Source organism: Rhizobium sp. SVR5-9E (assembly GCF_056755095.1).
In genome coordinates, this window is record NZ_JBNDHS010000008.1 from 68685 (window position 1) to 85954 (window position 17270).

Below are 17270 nucleotides of genomic sequence, written 5' to 3' on the forward strand. Positions count from 1 at the left end.
GATGACGTCACCGCTCTCGCTCCCTGGGCGCATTGCCCAGGATTTCACCGGATATCGCCTCACCGCGACGATCGCTGCCTTTCATTGCGCATGCAGAACCGTCCCAATCCTTGTAGTCCTATCTCTCGTTGCATCGGGTTGCGCCAACCGGGTGCAGGATGTCCTTCAGCCTCTCGCCATGGCCCCGACCGGCACAATTCGGGTCACCATGCTGGTCGCTACGACGCGCAAGCCGTCGGAGGATCCTGGCAAGCTCTATTCCGGCGACCGCGGGACGGCGATCTCCCTCAACAGCGTCGATGTCTCCATACCTCCCGACCGAAACCGCAAGGTCGGGGAGGTGCAGTGGCCGTCGCGCATGCCGCCCAACCCGCAAAAGGAATTCGCGGTCACGCAGGTCGCCAAGGTCCAGTCCGAAGGACAGGCCTTGGACTGGTACCGTCGGAACCGAAACTCCAGGAATCAGGTCGTCATTTTCGTACATGGATTCAACAACACCTATGCCGACGCGGTCTTCCGCTTCGCGCAGATCGTCCATGACTCGGGAACCGACGCCGCGCCGATCCTCTTCACCTGGCCGTCAAGGGGGCGCGTCTTCGACTACCTCTATGACAAGGAAAGCGCCAACTACTCGCGCCGGGCTCTGGAGGATCTGATCCTCCAGGCTGTGAAAAGTCCCGACGTCTCCGATGTGACAATCCTCGCTCACTCCATGGGCGGTTGGCTTGCGGCGGAGGCCCTGCGCGGCGTCGCCATGCGCGAGAAGTCGATCCCGGCGAAGGTCAAGAATGTCATCCTGGCATCGCCGGACATCGACATTGATGTATTTCGCCGTCAGTTCATGGAGATGGGGCCCTAAGCGGCCGCAGTTCGCAATCCTAACGTCGAAACACGACAAAGCTCTGGAGGTTTCGAGCTGGCTATCGGGTGGCGTCGACCGCGTCGGTGATTCCGATCTTGGACCCTATGCGCCTCTTCTCGACGAACTCGGCGTTTCCGTCATCGACACCAGCGCCGTCGCGACGAACGACCCGCTCGGCCACAATGCCTTCGCCGATAGTCCGGAGATCGTGCGCCTGCTCGGGCGGCGGCTGGCCGGGCAGAGCCTGGATGGCGGAAAGGCAAGCGTCGCGGACCAAATCGGGGTGACTGCAGCAAATTTTGCAGGCTCGGCGGCGCGCCTTGCCGTCGCGGCGCCAGTCGCTGTCATCAGCCTGGAGGCGCGAGAGATCCTGAAGGAGGAGCTCACATCCGACGGCGCAACCATAAAGGACGGGCAGATTTCGTACTGAACGGTAGCCGTTCAACCGAAGGGATGAATCCTCGATTGGCAAGGATTCGTTGGGATCGGGCGATGGAATCACCAGGACTGTAAGACGCCGGGCGCGGGCTGAATACGCCCGGATCGTCGAAAGCCGGCACCGTCGCGTTGCCGGCTGTACGGACCATCGAAGACAAACGTCACGGACGTCGCGCGGCTTCTTGGCAGGTCCCGGCGAGCGTGTACAAAATCTTCCCCTCCAAGGCTGCGATCCGCGATGCCATCGCCGAAAATTTCCTGGAGACCAGTCTGCGCTTCCCCGCGTTCGCGCCTGGTGAACGACGCGATGCAGCGAGCTGCCTGAAGGAAGCCGGTGATGATCATCATGGTGAACAAGCGGCGCCGGCCTTTGGCTTTTTGCGCGTTATCGCCCAGGTCGCCGATCGCCTTGGCTCAGCCCGCTCGCGGTTCTTCGGGGCTCAAAAGAGTGCCTCCTCAGTCCCTGCTCGGTGGCCTCGATACCGCTTCCCAACAGCTGCAAAAGCAGCTGAATCGGTAGAACGTTTTCAGTCTCTGAAGTAGTCTCATGCAGGTGTTTGTTCGCTCCCAAAAATTTTCTTGGATACCCTCTTGAAACCGGAAAGTTGGCAAACCAAATCGATCTTAGCGGCAGCCCAGACGGGGGCCGAAATTTCGGAGACGCAGGTTTCCGATGCGTCTCCTTTCCATGTTGCTTTACGGAGGATATGGTCATGAGAACAGAGTTCGACTTCGCACCCTTTTACCGGTCCAGCATCGGCTTCGACCGCGTCTTCAATCTCCTCGACAACGCGCAACGTCTTCAGGCGGAGACGTGGCCGCCCTATGACATCGTCAAGACCAACGAGGACGCCTATCGCATCATCATGGCGGTCGCCGGCTATGGAGAAGGGGACCTCGACGTCACCCAGGAACGCAACGTCCTCATGGTGAGGGGCGAGAAGACTCAGGAGACTGAGGGCGAATACCTGCACCGTGGTTTGGCCGGCCGCAGCTTCGAGCGGCGGTTCGAGCTTGCCGAACATGTGAAGGTCGAAAGCGCCTCTCTGAAGAACGGTCTTCTGAATATCTGCCTGAAGCGTGAGGTCCCGGAGGCGATGAAGCCGCGCAAGATCGCGATTGGCGACGACAGCCAGGCTCAGGCGCCTCTGCAGATCGCAGCCGAACAACAGGTCGCTTAACAAACACCCTGCAGAAGGCAGACGCCGTCCCTGCGGCGGCAAAAGCCTCGAGGCTTACAGACATGAAGACGGTCAATGTGAAGAACCTCGCGCCGTTCGATGAGCGCGATCTTGCTGCCTGCCAGCCCCTATTCGATCGACTTCTTCAGGAGGCTAAAGTTGCCAAGGACTCGGAAGAAGCCAAGCGGATAGCCGCTACACTGGTCGAGCTTTATCGGCAGGGTATTCGCGATCCGGAGAGTCTCCGGATCATGGTCGAAGGCGACCAGGGTCATACGCAGGCGTTCTGAGTCCGCGACCACAGTATAGTTGCGGCCGCCTGTGAACCGGGCGGCCGTTCTTACTTCGTGTCTATCGTCATTCCACCTCTAGGTCTTTGTTTCCGTCGGCTGTGTGTCTCAAACGAACTCGCCGCAGTTCGTAAACGTCACACCGAAAAAACGGACCGCACTCGGACAATACGGCGCTTGCCGCAAGGACGATCGGCCCAGAGGAAACTTTGAATACACCTTCGCCGTCTCACCAGCTTCTCCCAGCGAAAGAAATTTTGCGTCAGCGTGGCCAAGTTCTCGTCAAGCCATGCCGCCATCGCCTTATCCTTCGGCGAGGTTTGCCTGCAGGCCCGCCGTCGCGGCGCAGGATTGCCCACTTCGGCTATGGTGAGCAGGGACCTGTGAGCGGCGATCTCGAAGTTCTCGAAAGCAATGTTGGCAAATGCGTCCTTCAGAATCTCGCCCCCCGCCACGGCGTGGCCAAGAGCGGCCATCGACCCGGTGAAGGGTAAGCCATATCCTTCAATGTGGGGAACCGTCACCATTGAAGTCATAAGCCCCGTCGGCAACTCTTCTATCCGAATGGCCACTGATGCAGCATCGTCCGAAGCGGCTAAAGGCTCAACGGCAGGTGCATTGCTGTTCTGCGGGTGCACCCTAGATAAGCTTATCGGATCGCGCGAACGATGAGGCAGAATGCGGCGGCACCAATGCTAAACAAGGAGATCATTTGGAGAGAAGCTCGCGAGCGGGAGAACGGTCCACCGCCGGCTAGGTTAGGAAGCGATCATCGCCAGGCGCTAGCCAGAAAGACTGTAGTATGAAGGCCGGAGTGTCATTGACGTCGAAATGGAAGGTTTAGGCACTTTGGCAGCAAGCGGGAACATAAATGCTGGAAGCCGGTAATGGGAGAATGAAATGAGCGACCGTCGGAGGACCGAGGCAAAAACTGGCATCGCTGGCCTGGATGAAATTCTTTGCGGCGGGTTGACCCGCCGACATGTATTTCTTCTCGAGGGCGCGCCTGGAACGGGAAAGACGACGATCGCCCTTCAGTTCCTCCTCGAGGGCGCAGCACTCGGAGAAAGGTGCCTGTACATTACTCTGTCGGAAACGGAGGAGGAACTGAGGGGTACCGCGGCATCCCACAATCTGGAACTTGACGAAAAGATCGAGATCTTCGAACTGGTACCGCCTGAAAGCCTGCTGAACGCCGACCAGCAGCAGAGTCTTCTCTATTCCTCGGACTTGGAACTCGGCGAAACAACAAAGATGATCTTCGGATCTTTTGAGCGGCTCCGCCCCAGCCGCGTCGTGATCGATAGCCTCTCGGAAATCCGCCTTTTGGCGCAGAGTTCATTGCGCTACCGACGCCAGATTCTCGCGCTGAAGCACTTCTTTGCGAAGTCGGGAGCCACTGTCCTCCTTCTCGACGACATGACCTCGGACGCCCTCGACAAGACTGTTCACAGCGTGGTTCACGGTGTCATTCATCTTGAACAGCTTGCGCCGGAATACGGATCGGAACGCAGGCGTCTGCGGATCATGAAATACCGCGGACGATCCTTTCGTGGTGGCTTTCACGACTTCGTCATCCACACGGGCGGCGTCCGGGTCTTTCCACGGCTTCGAGCACTAGAGCACAAGGCTGAATTTTCTCGCGGTATGCTTGGAAGCGGCGTCGCCAAACTTGACGGCTTGCTCGGCGGAGGGATTGAGCGTGGATCGAGTACCTTGCTGATCGGTCCTGCTGGAACAGGCAAGAGCCTCTTTGCGCTCCAGTTCGTCGACGCGGCCGTTAACCGCGGGGAGCGGGCCGCTGTCTTCGTTTTCGATGAGGAGCTCGGACTCTTGTTCGCCCGGACGAAATCCATGGGATTTGACTTCGAACGTATGAGAGACGAAGGGAACATCCACATAGAACAGCTCGATGCTTCGGAGGTTTCTCCTGGGGAGTTTGCGCAGCGGGTCCGTGACCGTGTCGCTGACTTCGATGCGAAGACGGTCGTGATCGATAGCATTAACGGCTACCAGGCGGCGATGCCCGAGGAGAACGCACTCATCCTTCACATGCACGAACTACTCCAGTTCTTGAATCGGCAGGGCGCGGCGACCTTCCTCACGGTCGCTCAGCACGGGCTGGTCGGTGATATGAAATCCCCAGTCGATGTCACATATCTATCTGACACGGTCATCCTGCTGCGTTACTTCGAAGCTTTTGGCAAAGTTCGCAGGGCCGTTTCCGTCATCAAGAAGCGCACCGGTAGACACGAGGAGACGATCCGGGAATTCTCAATCAGCGAGCGGGGGCTGATGGTGGGGGAACCTCTCTCCGCATTTCAAGGAGTTCTCCGAGGCGTTCCCACCTTCGCTGGCGACGGCCACTCTTTGTTGTCGGATTCGAACGAGGATCGCGAACATTCCTGACCAGCCCGTAGTCAACCTCATCTTAGCGCCATCCGGAAGGGACGCGCAAATTGCCGCATCGCTGCTCGAGGAGGCTGGTGTGTCCGGCCAGGCTGTGGCCGATCTGCCCTCTCTATTGCGCCAGCTCGACGAGGCTACTGGTTTCGTCGTCGTGACTGAAGAGGCGCTGCGAAGCGCCGATCTGAAGCCCTTGTCGGAATGGATAAAGCAGCAGCCGAGCTGGTCGGACATGCCATTCATAGTCTTGACACAACGGGGTGGCGGTCCAGAACGCAATCCTGCTGCAGCGCGCCTTTCCGAGGTCCTTGGCAACGTCAGCTTCCTGGAAAGGCCGTTCCACGCCACGACGTTCATCAGCGTCGCCCATACGGCAATGCGAGGGCGCCGCCGCCAGTATGAAGCGCGCGCTCGCATTGAGGCGCTGCGCGAAGGGGAACGCCAACTGCAGACGGCGCTGGAGGCAGGCAGCCTCGGCGCCTGGGAGCTCGCCCTCGGCAGCCGGATACTGACGACCTCGACGATGTGCCGGGCGATCTTCGGTAGAGGACAAGACGATCCGTTCACATATGAGCACCTTTTGTCCAGCATCTATCCCGACGATTTTCAACGGATGCAAGAGGCCTTAGCTGCTACCATCGAGACCGGCGTCGACTTTGCGATCGAATGTAGGACGCTGTGGCCGGACGGCTCAATCCGCTGGGTCGAGCTCAGAGCTCAGCTTTACCGAAACAGAGCGGGCGAAGCTGTCAAGATGGTCGGAGTATCGGCGGACATCACCGAGCGTCGCAACACGCAGGCGCAGCAGCAAAAGATGAACGAAGTCCTGGAGGAGCGGGTTGCAGCCCGGACTGCCGAATTGGAGGCGGCTCACGCGGCTGTCCTGGCCGAGGTCGCACAACGTGAAAGGGCCGAAGAGCAGCTTCGCCAATCCCAGAAGCTGGAGGCGATCGGCAAACTGACAGGAGGAGTCGCCCACGATTTTAACAATCTTCTGATGGCAGTCCTCGGAAATCTCGAACTTCTGCGCAAGGCCGTCGCGGGCAACGAGCGCATGCTCAGGCTGGTCGACGGAGCGCTCCAGGGAGCTAGGAGGGGAGCCTCTTTAACACAGCGACTACTTGCCTTCGCAAGACGCCAGGACCTGCAGGTCAAACCCGTCGACCTTCGGAAGCTCGTGATGGACATGGAGGATCTTCTTGGAAGGTCCGTCGGACAAATGATTGTTTTGGATAGAGAGCTACCGGACAACCTCCCGCCAGTTCTCGCCGACCCCAACCAAGTCGAGCTCGCCTTGCTCAATCTCGCCGTCAACGCCCGCGACGCCATGCCCGAGGGGGGCTCGTTGAAGATCGCACTGGCTGCGAACCTGCTGAATGAGGGCAGCGTTGACCTTGCAGCCGGTCATTACGTCATCTTGTCAGTGACCGACAGCGGAACCGGCATGAACGCGGAGACTCTTGCAAAGGCAGTCGAACCCTTCTTCTCCACAAAGGAACTTGGCAGGGGTACCGGACTCGGGCTCTCGATGATCCACGGCTTGGCTCTTCAACTCGGCGGCCGCTTCACCCTCAGAAGCACGCCAGGAGCCGGCACAACGGCCGAACTATGGATACCAGTCGCCAACGGGACTGCGGCAGAGGTCGAAGAAAAAGAGCGGCCAATTGGCATCGAATCGAATACCGCATCAAAACGAGTTCTCCTGGTCGACGATGACGTGCTGATTGCCATGAGTTCCGCGGACATGTTGCTCGACCTCGGCCATGAAGTTGTAGAAGCCCATTCGGGAGCCGAGGCGCTCGAGTTACTCGGGAGCGGCGAGCAGTTCGATCTGCTTATCACCGATTTCTCCATGCCAGGCATGAACGGCGTCGAACTAGCCAGGGTTGCAAGGCAGCTGCACCCGGGTCTGCCGGTCCTAATGGCGACCGGGTACGCGGACCTGCCGTCGGATGCGCAGATTGATGCCGTGCGGCTAGGAAAACCATTCACCCAGCATCAGCTCGCAACAGAGATCTCCAACGCTTTGCAAGGTTAGCGCCAATCAGGTCGGTCATAGCGCAGTGAGGCCACCGCCTTCCAATGTCGTCATCGCAGGTCTCCGTCATGAAGCTCCCGTGTCGTGCGTCCGATCCGGTGGGGCGGGAATGCGGCGAATTAGCGAGAGAGGGTCAAAGTACCGCCAAGGGGGCAGGTAGGGGACGCGGAAACCACGCGGCGCCAGACTGAAAGGCATCAGCACGAGCTGAGGTGAGGAAAACCGCCGTGCGGCAATTCTGATCAATGACTGAAATAACTCGCCGTTCCGGTCAGATGGCGTACAAAAAGAGACCCGCGGCTGGTGGAGAGTGCCTGCGGGGTCAAGTCGCCAGTTTCGCTGGCTGGATGCGCTGGCGGGCGTCGCCAAGACACGCAATCCGCCAAACTAACGAGCCGGGGAGGCAATGCGTTCCAGTGCGCAACCTTATGGTCAAACGAAGCCTCGGCGGAGCGAGTAAGACGAGGGGAAACAGTGACCTCGCGACCTTTCAGAAGGGCGCTGAAGAGGCCGAGCTGTAAGCCCCGGTGCGCGGCCCAGACAACTGAACGATCAGATGACGCGAATGTTTCGGCGGCTGGCAAAGATTTTCCGGCACGACCTACTTGTCGAACTCAGTCCAGGACCATGAACCCAAACGGAAGAGCGACGAGTGTTCAGCGTCTGGCTTGCTGGCTGCTGATATGCCAGGGCCGAGTGGAAGACCCACGCTTGATTAACTCATGAGTACCTCTCCAAGATGCGGGGTCCTCGTGAGGGCTGGCGGACAAGGGCACCTTGCGATCTTCCTCCCATGCCGGGCCTCACGCAACTTCGCGGTCTTCAGCCCACGGACAACGAAAAAAGGCCGGACCGAAATCCCGTGCCACCTTGCTCCATCCGTCTCACACTATTGGCAGTACATCCATGGTCAGCCGCCCGAGACAAATTCACCACTCGATATGAGGCTGACAGAACGCTGTCAAGCCGAACCTCAACCGTCAATTGCTGCGCTGGCGCTGGTGGAGTAGCTGGGCCGGCGCCGCATTGTCAGGAGGTGTCATTTGCTTTGCCGGAGCTTCGCCCACCAGGCGATTGGAGACGAGCGACGAGGCGGCTTCAGTTGCCGCGGGTCACAAAGCAACTTCGGTGTAGCGGTGTTCGAAAGATCGAGTTGGTCCCAGGGAACAGCCAGTCCGTCACCTGAGCGAAGACCGACAACCCCGAGGACGGCACGGGCGAGTGAGGACGAAGCCAGGCTTTCAAGAAGCGCAAAGGTCCCGACGTGATATTCGACGATGAAAAGTTCGTCGCCATGCTCTTCCGCCACGACTCCTCGATGCGTCCGACCACCTCGTTGCCGCGCCCTAACACCCGGGCGCCCAGCAGATCCTGGAGAAATAGCTCGCTCATGACAGCCCGCCCGGAATCCAGGGCAGAACGCTTCGACGAAGCCGCTCCTGCCAACGCTCCAACGGCAGTTCCCGGCGGTCGGCATCGACGGTTATGTCGACACCGACGTCGACGACGTGATACCAGGCGAGCTGATATCCGCCGCCTCGATCGCGAACAAGCGCGCGAAGACCGACGCCTATCAACAGCCTCCTGGCCAAGGTCGACGCGCCGAGTTCGACCGCTTCGACTCTGGGCCGCCCGTGCTCATCGAGGCGCAGAACGATGCCGTCGGCCCTTCCAACGCGAATCTTTGTCTTATCGACAAGCTGCTTGTCGAGAATGTCTCGCACGGGGTGCATGTCAGCCTCCCAAAATTTGCAGCGGTACAGTGACGATCGCCAAGAGCGAAGGCCAGTCCAATGATGAACAGGACGACAGCGTTACCCATCCAGCGATTCGTATGGTCGCCAACGAACGCCTTATCGTTCATCAGGAACAGAAACGGGATGACGCCGAGAGGAAGGCTCATGGCAGTGATTGCCATCGAGAAGATGGTGACCCGCAAGGGATCGAGACCGGCGTCGATGGGAATGACGGCGATAACGGTGGCAACCGTCTAGACGAGGTTGAAGGCGGGATCGGTTTTTGGCTTTGCGTCCTCGGACCAGTTCCAGCCGAACCCCTGGGTGGTGATATAGGCCTGGGCGAGGCTCAGCTCCAGCGCGGCGCCGAAACAGGTGATCAGCAGCGAAGGGAAAAGATGTAGATGCCCCCAGGTGCCGAGGGCTGGGGTCAGGATCATCGCGATCTGCTCGTAGCCTTCGATGTCCTCGATGCCGCAGGGAGGGTACACCATGGCGGCAAGGACGATGATGGCGACGGAGAGCGCACCTCCAAACGCCATGCCGAACGTCGCGGTAATCTTGTTTATTCCAAAATACGATTTGTCCCATTTTTCTTCGATAGCCCCGGACGAATAGAAGAAGAACAGATAGTTGGAGATCGTGGCCCCGAGGATGCTGACTCCAATGAAGGCGTAATGCGCTCCGTCCTTGTCGGGAAGAGACGGGACTGCGCCCCTCGTCACTTCGCGCCACGGCGGCCCCATTACGAACATCGCGACCACGAACGAGAGCACGATCAGTCCGAGCGCCGACACTCCCTTTTCGATCGTTCCGAACGTGCCGCGCCATAGCAGCAGCCAGACGGCGGCGTGGCAAATTTTGAGAAGAACTTCGACGTCTGCGCCTCTTGCATGCTTTTCCTCGCGCTACCCGGCGAAGGGTAACGCGAACCTCAGCCCCGCTGTTCCTTTGGCCGTTGTTTCACTGGGGAAAGAGGCGGAGCTCGGCGCATTCCGCTTGTTGCGGAACCTCCATGCCCATAGGGACGGTATGTCCGGCGGCTATTCGACTGTCGATAGTGCCATCCGAGACACCTTCACCATCCGCGACGGTAAAGCGCCGCGCTAGTACGCCGCCGGATACATGGCCGCAGAAGTAGCCGTCAGCTACCACCCGAGCGCGACACTGCCGCCGCGAGGCAGGCGGCGGCGAAGCCAAGAATTTCGGCGAAAGTACCTAGCCGGCGCCGGGACGAAGGTCAGGTGAGACGTCGATCACCAAATTTCCGCGCTTGACGACCGCGTTCTAACGCCGGCAGAAGCGCTATGCAAGATCGGGCAGACCACCGATGAGTTTGTCGAGTGTGATTGGATAATGGCGGACCCTGATGCCGGTCGCGTTATGGATGGCATTGGCAACCGCGGCGGCGACGCCGCAAATACCCAGCTCCGCAATGCCTTTCGCCTTCATCGGAGACGACATCGGATCCGTCTCATCGAGGAAGATCACCTCCTGGTGCGGGATGTCGGCATGCACCGGGACTTCATAGCCGGCCAGGTCGTGATTGACGAAGAATCCGTGGCGGGTGTCGACGGCGAGCTCCTCGGACAATGCGCCGCCGGTGCCCATGGTCATGGCACCGATGACTTGGCTGCGCGCGGTAATCGGGTTGAGAATTCGGCCCGCCGCACAGACGGCCAGCATCCTGCGGATCCGCGTCTCGCCGGTGGTAACATCCACGCCAACCTCGACGAAGTGCGCGCCAAAGGTCGACTGCTGATGGGTCTCCGACAGCTTGCCCCATTGGATCGTGTCCTCGCCGACAAGGCCTTCAGCACCGGCGGCCTCGGCGAGAGACACCGACCTGTTGCCGGACCTAACCTCGCCGTTCTCGAAGATGATGTTTTCGGAATTGAAGCCGAGCTTCTGGGCGACGGCCTCCCGCAGCTTGGCGCAGGCAGCGTAGACACCTGCGGTCGAACAGTTTCCTCCAAACTGGCCGCCGGAGCCCGAAGAAACCGGAAAACGGGAATCGCCAAGGTGAACGCCGACCCTGTCGACCGTTACGCCCATCATCTCGGCTGCGGTCTGCGCGATGATGGTGTAACTGCCCGTGCCGATGTCAGTCATATCAGTCTCGACCGTGACGACGCCTTTGCGATCGAGGCGGACGCGGGCGCCCGAGGGAAGCAGCAAATTGTTGCGGAAGGCCGCCGCAACGCCCATGCCGATCAGCCAGTTGCCTTCGCGGCGCGAGCCGGGTTCGCCGCGGCCGCTCCATCCAAAGCGCTCCGCGCCCAGCTTCAGACAGCCCACGAAGTTGCGGTGGGAGAAGGGACGCTCCGGCTTTTCCGGATCGACCTGCGTATCGTTGATAACCCTGAACTCGACGGGATCGAGTCCCAGCTTCTCCGCCATCTCGTCCATGGCAATCTCGAGCGCCATCATGCCTGAGGCCTCGCCCGGAGCCCGCATCGCGTTGCCCTCGGGAAGATCGAGCGTCGCAAGCCGCATCGCCGTCATCCGATTGACGCCGGCATAAAGCAGCCGGGTCTGGTTGACGGCCGTCTCCGGCTGGCCTCCACTCAGGTCTCCCGACCAGCTCTCATGGGCGATCGCCGTGATCTTTCCGTCGCGCTCGGCACCTATGCGAATGCGCTGGATCGTCGCTGGGCGGTGCGTCGTATTGTTCATGAGGAACGGCCGGGGGAGCGCGACCTTGACCGGACGCCCGGCAGCTTTCGCGCCGAATGCGGCAAGGACGGCGTCGGCCCGCACGAACAGCTTGGAGCCGAACCCGCCGCCGATGAAGGGCGACATCAGATGGATCTTTTCCTTATCGATGCCGAGGGTCGTTGCGAGATCAGACCGCCACCAGTCGATCATTTGGCTCGACGTCCAGACCGTCAGCTCGTCTCCGTCCCAGGCTGCGATAGAGGCGTGCGGCTCCATCATCGCATGCGATTGGTCCGGTGTCGTATAGGATTGGTCGAGGGTGACCGGTGCAGCCTTGAAGGCGGCGTCGAAATCACCGACGGCCGTGTCGGGATCGCCGGATTCGGGCTTCACTGCCGACTTCATCGCCTCTTTGAGATCGAACGCCCCCTTCTCCTGCGCGTAGTCGACCTTGACGAGCGCTGCCGCGGCACGCGCCTGTTCGAATGTTTCCGCGACAACGACGGCGATCGCCTGATGATAATGCTGGATCTCGCTACCGCCGAACAGTTTCGCGGTGTTGAACTTCCCCTTTTCTCGCTCGCCGACGTCAGGCGCCGTCACGACGGCGAGTACGCCTGGCGCCTTCTTCGCGGCGGAAACATCGATGGAGTTGATGCGGCCCTTGGCGATCGCCGCGCCGATCGGATATCCATAGGCGTAACGCGTGCTCGGATCATGCCATTCGTAGGCGTATTTGGCCTGGCCCGTGGTCTTGAGCTGGCCGTCGATACGGTGGACCGGCTGGCCAATGACCTTGAGGCGGTCGATCGGATTGGTCGTTGCTGGCGTGTCGAACTGCATGGCTTATCACCCCTTGGCTTCGGCGATGACCGCGCCGAGCGTGCGCTCGACAAGATCGACCTTGAATCGGTTCTGTTCGGTCGGACGAGCGTCCGCGAGAAGCACTCCGGCCGTCGCTCTTGCTCCCTTCGAAAGCTCGGTATCGGCCGCTTCAACGCGCCAGGGCTTATGGGCGATGCCGCCGACGGCCACGCGTCCAGTGCCGTCAGGCTGGATGACCGCTCCAACGGAGACGAGCGCGAAGGCGTAGGAGGCACGGTCGCGGACCTTACGGTAGATCTGCCGGCCGCCAATCGGCGGCGGCAGCAGAACCGCGGTGATGAGCTCGCCGTGTTCGAGCACCGTCTCGATGTCAGGTGTGTCGCCCGGTAGCCGATGAAACACGGCGATCGGAATGGACCGGCGGCTGCCATCGGCCTTGACCGTTTCGATAACGGCGTCGAGTACCCGCATGGCGATCGCCATATCGCTCGGATGTGTCGCGATGCACGCCTCGCTCGTCCCGACTATAGCGTGCTGGCGGCTGAAGCCGCCGATGGCTGAACAGCCGCTACCCGGCTGCCGCTTGTTGCATGGCTGGTTGGTATCATAGAAGTAAGGACAACGCGTCCGTTGCAGCAGGTTACCCGCCGTGGTCGCCCTGTTTCGCAACTGGCCGGAGGCGCCTGCGACGAGCGCGCGGGAGATAAGCCCGTAGTCGCGCCTGACGGTTTGGTGGGCGGCAAGATCGGTGTTTCGGACCAGTGCGCCAATGCGCAGTCCGCCTTCGGCCGTCACTTCGATCTTGTCCACACCGAGACCGTTGACATCGATCAGATGCGTCGGCGTTTCGATCTCCAGCTTCATCAGATCGAGAAGGTTGGTGCCGCCGGCGATGAATTTGGCATGCTGATTGGCGGCAGCGGATTTGGCGGCGGCCTCTATCGACGTCGCACGCTCGTAGGTGAAGGCTTTCATGCTTTTGTCCCCGCGACTTCGACGATAGCGTCGACGATGTTCGAGTAGGCGCCGCAGCGACAGATGTTGCCGCTCATGCGCTCGCGGATCTCCGCAGGCGTAACATGAGCCTGAGCGGTAAGATCGCTGGTGACGTGGCTCGGGATGTTCGCCTTTATCTCCTCGAGGACCGCCACGGAGGAACAGATCTGCCCCGACGTACAATAGCCGCACTGGAAGCCGTCATGTTTCACGAAAGCCGCCTGCATGGGATGGAGGTCCCCGGGCTCTCCCATCCCCTCTATCGTGGTGATCTGGCCGCCTTCATGCATGAGGGCGAGCGTCAGACAGGAGTTGAGCCTGTGGCCGTCCACGATGACCGTGCATGCGCCACACTGGCCATGGTCGCATCCCTTCTTGGTTCCCGTCAGGTGAAGGTGTTCCCGCAAGGCATCGAGCAAGGTAGTTCGATTATCGATCTCTACGTCGTGACGTTTGCCGTTGACGGTGAACGATAATTTGGATGTCGGCGCCATCTCGTCTCCAGCGGGTTGAGCCGCCGGACTGGTCGCGGCACTCGTAACCGCGATCGTCGCGGCCGACGAGATAAGTAAGTCCCGGCGAGATATTTCAAGTCGATCGGTACGCATGTCAGCTCCACTTCGTCTTGGTAGGCGCCTATTCGGGCGCGCGTGGGATGGGTGACAGCTTAAAGAGGTAGGCAGGCGGGGCCGGAAGACTAGATGAGAATTGTTGCATACAGTTATCGAACCGGCTCATGAATGGTGGGCCGGCTCGTATTTGACCGATCATGCGAAGCAGCCGGAAATCGCGCGGAGATCTGCGACCAGCTCGCCGAGGGATTTCCCGTGCGGAGCACTGCACCAAGCATGACTGATCTCCTCCGGCATTCGCGGCAGGAACGCCCTTAGCGGTTCGCGACTATCTCGGCGTCCTGAATGGCAGCTTGGTCGCATGAGCCCGATCCGTTTCAAGAGATGGGTACCCGTCGCGACGATGTGCCGCTGTAGGAAATGCCGGGAAAGCGAATTGTGCATCTGATCGCAGCTCCTTGAACATGCCGTTAGATCTGCATCAAGACAGCATCAAGGGATGCTTTTGCACGATAAAGAGTAGCTTTAGCGCTGGCTGCTCGGCCGCTTCCCACCAGGGTCCCACTTTTGAACGATAGACGCGCTTGTTGAGATAACGTGCATTGGGTCACATGATTGTTCTCGCGGACCGCTTCAATTCGCTTGGCGTCAGCCCCGGAGGGACAGAAAGGCATGCCTCGAAGGTCTTCATGGTTTCCTTGCCAATGGTTCCAACGGCAACATTCCTTCGGCGGCGTTGCGGATCGCTGAGAACGCCTCGCTCTTGAACTTGCGCTTAGTTGCCAAGTCTCCGATACGGCGCCGGTCCCTGATTTCGTATCAAGCTCGGCTTGCGTTTGCGCCGATGGAGTTCGACGACTTCCGAAAGGCCGGAAGTTCGTCGTCTTATTGCGCAACGGGCGTCGACGGGCGATCGGATGGCCGCGTGGAGCTTGAAATCGAAGCCGGAAAGTAATACCTAATCCGATATCGGTATTACAAGGTTGCAACATGACGACGACAGTTACAGCAAAGGGGCAAGTCACCATCCCGAAAGCGGTTCGGGACTTACTCGGGATCGTCCCCGGAAGCCAGGTCGACTTCCGTCGGGCCGCGGATGGCAGCGTTTTGCTGACAAGGGCTGATAAGATCCAGCCAGCCAGCCGCTTTCAAAAGCTGCGAGGGCATGCCGGTAAGGGACTTGATACCGACGCGATCATGGCGCTCACGCGCGGTGAAGCGTGACGCTTGTCGACACGAATGTATTGCTCGACCTTGTCACCAATGACTCAACCTGGGCAGACTGGTCGATCGAGCAACTCGAAACGGCCAGTCTCGCCGGTCCATTGTTGATCAATGATGTCGTCTATGCCGAGCTTGCGGTTCGCTATGAACGCATCGAAGACCTTGACGCGTTCATTGAAGAAGCTGGGCTGGTCGTCACTCCCTTTCCGCGGGCCGCACTATTCCTTGCGGGAAAAGTATTCACACGATATCGCCGGGCCGGCGGTTCTCGTACCGGCGTCTTGCCGGATTTTTTCATCGGCGCGCACACAGCGGTTCAGCAGCTTCCACTGCTGACACGCGACGTTGGGCGGTACCGGTCCTACTTCCCAACAGTTAAGCTGATCTTGCCAGTCCAGTGAGTTTGCAAGACGAAGATCGCCCGTTCCATTTGACTAGCGCCAGCGCGGCAGCTTGACTGGCTGCCAGTTCTGCTGGGCAGCATCGGTAAATCTCCTGACAGCCACGGCAGCCGGCAGAGCGGATTTCCATCAGCTACGGCCGGTGGCGATGATCCTAACGTCCGCGATGCGACGAGAGCCGGCTTCAGGAGAACTGACGTTGACGTTATCGCGTGGGAAAGAACGCATCGACATATGGGCGATTACCATGACCTCATGAGGAACATTCGGCTCCTCGCTACGGCCCGGCACGCGGCTTTACTGCCTCGAGCTTTTCTGCGGCGATAGCGCCGTCATTCATTACTGTGAGTGCTCCGTCGATGCACGGCGACGTCTGTGACAATGTAGTCCATTGGAATATCGTGGTGCAGTGGATGGATCGTTTCTATTTTTTGCAGTTCAAACCCACCCGGACAACTAGCGGGGAGGGCTGCAAGAGAGCGAGGGTCCGGTCGAAGAAACCACCTCCATACCCGAGTCTGAATCCATCCGCGTCGAAGCCAACGACAGGAGCGATGACGACTTCGGATTGAACCTCCTTTCCCTGCGAAGGCACCGGGATATTCCACACACCACGTTCTAGCGGTTCCCCGAACCTCCAAGGCCCGGAGCTGACGGGGCCGCTGGCCGCAATCGGCATCGTCAACCCTTTGCACCGGACGTACGCTGAAGGATCATGACCGAGGCGCTCGCGGTAGCCAATGCGACCTCTCGCAGCCTTTTCATGTCGCCGCGAAATCCCAGCTGGTTCTGTTACCCGAATTCGTCCTGGTCCAATTATCTGTTCCTCTCCGGCTACGCGTTCGAAACACCTATTCTGGAGATCACCCCCGAGGGCGTCAAACCATTTCCCGCGACCGGCTCTCGGACGATGGATGCGCGGACGATCTTTTTCTACGGCGTGACCGGCATCACCCGGCCATGGCGATGCGGCTGCCGGGCATCGGCTCGCAATATCTGCTAGCGATGACAGATGACGACAAAAACCCTTCGATTGGTGCTAAGGCCTATAAGGTTACACTGCCGAGGCGTGTCCCCGGAGGCGAATTTCTGGTCGCTCACGGTCTACGACAATATGACTCGCTCGATGCTCGACACGCCACAGCGCTATCCGCGCGCGGGTAGCCGGAATTATCCTTCACCTGCCGCCGAGGCCGGTGCCTACGGCTCGACCACGGTCTGGTTTACGCCTGAGCAGCCGCAAGGCGTTCCGCGCGGCAATTGGATTCAGGCTGACCCGAAGAAGGGCTGGTTCACGATCCTGCGCCTGTACAGCCCGCTCGAACCTTTCTTCGACAAGTCATGGCGACCGAGCGAGATCGGACTGGTGAAGTGAGGAGTGAGGTAGGGTTGTTCGATCAACCAACCCTATGCGAATGTTCGCCGAGGAGGAAAATTGAGCGTCAACCTGCCGCATAATCCAAGGCAAAGCATAGCCCACTGTCTGTCCGTGGAACCCAACTCGAGAGCTTCCTTCCGTTCACCATGGCGAGAAACCGGAAAAACCGCTGGGTTCGCCATCCTGTCATGTCCGGTTGACACGGCTCGCTCGGCAAAATGGATGTCGATCGGTCCGAATGGTTCCCAAATCTCCGGTGGCCTTT

Annotated in this window: 17 protein-coding genes and 1 pseudogene; 10 read left to right on the forward strand and 8 right to left on the reverse strand. The window is 59.8% G+C overall.

Annotation, left to right across the window (positions count from 1 at the left end):
* Position 1: 1 nt before the first annotated feature.
* The 4 genes and pseudogenes from ACPYOJ_RS06810 (at position 2) to ACPYOJ_RS06825 (ending at position 2771) form a co-directional block, all read left to right on the forward strand.
* Positions 2-1292: pseudogene (locus ACPYOJ_RS06810) on the forward strand (alpha/beta hydrolase).
* A 209-nt stretch (positions 1293-1501) separates the two neighbouring features.
* Positions 1502-1843 (forward strand): hypothetical protein, encoded by a 342-nt coding sequence (locus ACPYOJ_RS06815; RefSeq protein ID WP_481415567.1) that lies wholly within the window; start codon positions 1502-1504, stop codon positions 1841-1843.
* 170 nt (positions 1844-2013) lie between these two features.
* Positions 2014-2481, forward strand: coding sequence for an Hsp20 family protein (locus ACPYOJ_RS06820; RefSeq protein WP_481415568.1), 468 nt, complete (start codon positions 2014-2016; stop codon positions 2479-2481).
* A gap of 62 nt (positions 2482-2543) precedes the next feature.
* Entirely contained in the window at positions 2544-2771 is a 228-nt protein-coding gene (locus tag ACPYOJ_RS06825; protein WP_481415569.1) for a hypothetical protein, read from the forward strand.
* 137 nt (positions 2772-2908) lie between these two features.
* On the opposite strand, the gene ACPYOJ_RS06830 is transcribed toward ACPYOJ_RS06825, so the two are convergent.
* Positions 2909-3409, reverse strand: coding sequence for a DUF892 family protein (locus ACPYOJ_RS06830; RefSeq protein WP_481415570.1), 501 nt, complete (start codon positions 3407-3409; stop codon positions 2909-2911).
* A gap of 262 nt (positions 3410-3671) precedes the next feature.
* On the opposite strand from ACPYOJ_RS06830, the gene ACPYOJ_RS06835 reads away from it, so the two are divergent.
* Both ACPYOJ_RS06835 and ACPYOJ_RS06840 read left to right on the forward strand, forming a co-directional pair.
* Positions 3672-5180 carry an ATPase domain-containing protein gene (locus tag ACPYOJ_RS06835; RefSeq protein WP_481415571.1) on the forward strand — a complete coding sequence of 503 codons (1509 nt, stop codon included), beginning with the start codon at positions 3672-3674 and terminating at the stop codon, positions 5178-5180.
* Entirely contained in the window at positions 5164-7215 is a 2052-nt protein-coding gene (locus ACPYOJ_RS06840) for a response regulator (RefSeq protein ID WP_481415607.1), read from the forward strand. The genes ACPYOJ_RS06835 and ACPYOJ_RS06840 overlap by 17 nt, the downstream gene beginning before the upstream one ends.
* Before the next feature lie 1039 nt (positions 7216-8254).
* On the opposite strand, the gene ACPYOJ_RS06845 is transcribed toward ACPYOJ_RS06840, so the two are convergent.
* The 6 genes from ACPYOJ_RS06845 to paoA form a co-directional block, all read right to left on the reverse strand.
* The gene (locus ACPYOJ_RS06845) at positions 8255-8524 is read right to left on the reverse strand and encodes a hypothetical protein (protein ID WP_481415572.1); all 270 of its coding nucleotides are present in this window, start codon (positions 8522-8524) and stop codon (positions 8255-8257) included.
* 79 nt (positions 8525-8603) lie between these two features.
* On the reverse strand, positions 8604-8948 hold the full coding sequence (locus tag ACPYOJ_RS06850) for a hypothetical protein (RefSeq protein ID WP_481415573.1): 345 nt from the start codon (positions 8946-8948) through the stop codon (positions 8604-8606).
* A 257-nt stretch (positions 8949-9205) separates the two neighbouring features.
* Positions 9206-9811, reverse strand: a complete 606-nt coding sequence (locus ACPYOJ_RS06855; protein ID WP_481415608.1) for a divalent metal cation transporter — start codon at positions 9809-9811, stop codon at positions 9206-9208.
* 445 nt (positions 9812-10256) lie between these two features.
* Positions 10257-12452, reverse strand: coding sequence for an aldehyde oxidoreductase molybdenum-binding subunit PaoC (gene paoC / locus ACPYOJ_RS06860; RefSeq protein WP_481415574.1), 2196 nt, complete (start codon positions 12450-12452; stop codon positions 10257-10259).
* Positions 12453-12458: 6 nt separating this feature from the next.
* A complete protein-coding gene (locus tag ACPYOJ_RS06865) occupies positions 12459-13409 on the reverse strand; it encodes an FAD binding domain-containing protein (RefSeq protein ID WP_481415575.1) in 951 nt (316 codons plus the stop codon).
* Positions 13406-14038, reverse strand: a complete 633-nt coding sequence (gene paoA / locus ACPYOJ_RS06870) for an aldehyde dehydrogenase iron-sulfur subunit PaoA (protein ID WP_481415576.1) — start codon at positions 14036-14038, stop codon at positions 13406-13408. Before paoA ends, ACPYOJ_RS06865 begins: the two co-directional genes overlap by 4 nt.
* 954 nt (positions 14039-14992) lie before the next feature.
* Between paoA and ACPYOJ_RS06875 the strand changes: the two genes are divergently transcribed.
* Positions 14993-15226, forward strand: coding sequence for an AbrB/MazE/SpoVT family DNA-binding domain-containing protein (locus ACPYOJ_RS06875; protein WP_481415577.1), 234 nt, complete (start codon positions 14993-14995; stop codon positions 15224-15226).
* Complete coding sequence (locus ACPYOJ_RS06880; protein ID WP_481415578.1) at positions 15223-15627, forward strand: type II toxin-antitoxin system VapC family toxin; 405 nt, start codon at positions 15223-15225, stop codon at positions 15625-15627. The genes ACPYOJ_RS06875 and ACPYOJ_RS06880 overlap by 4 nt, the downstream gene beginning before the upstream one ends.
* 424 nt (positions 15628-16051) lie before the next feature.
* On the opposite strand, the gene ACPYOJ_RS06885 is transcribed toward ACPYOJ_RS06880, so the two are convergent.
* On the reverse strand, positions 16052-16306 hold the full coding sequence (locus tag ACPYOJ_RS06885) for a 5-formyltetrahydrofolate cyclo-ligase (protein ID WP_481415579.1): 255 nt from the start codon (positions 16304-16306) through the stop codon (positions 16052-16054).
* Between the two features lie 36 nt (positions 16307-16342).
* Between ACPYOJ_RS06885 and ACPYOJ_RS06890 the strand changes: the two genes are divergently transcribed.
* Positions 16343-16630: a hypothetical protein gene (locus tag ACPYOJ_RS06890; RefSeq protein ID WP_481415580.1), complete on the forward strand. Its 288-nt coding sequence runs from the start codon at positions 16343-16345 to the stop codon at positions 16628-16630.
* 66 nt (positions 16631-16696) lie between these two features.
* Positions 16697-17002, forward strand: coding sequence for a DUF1214 domain-containing protein (locus ACPYOJ_RS06895; protein WP_481415581.1), 306 nt, complete (start codon positions 16697-16699; stop codon positions 17000-17002).
* The last annotated feature ends 268 nt before the right edge of the window (positions 17003-17270 follow it).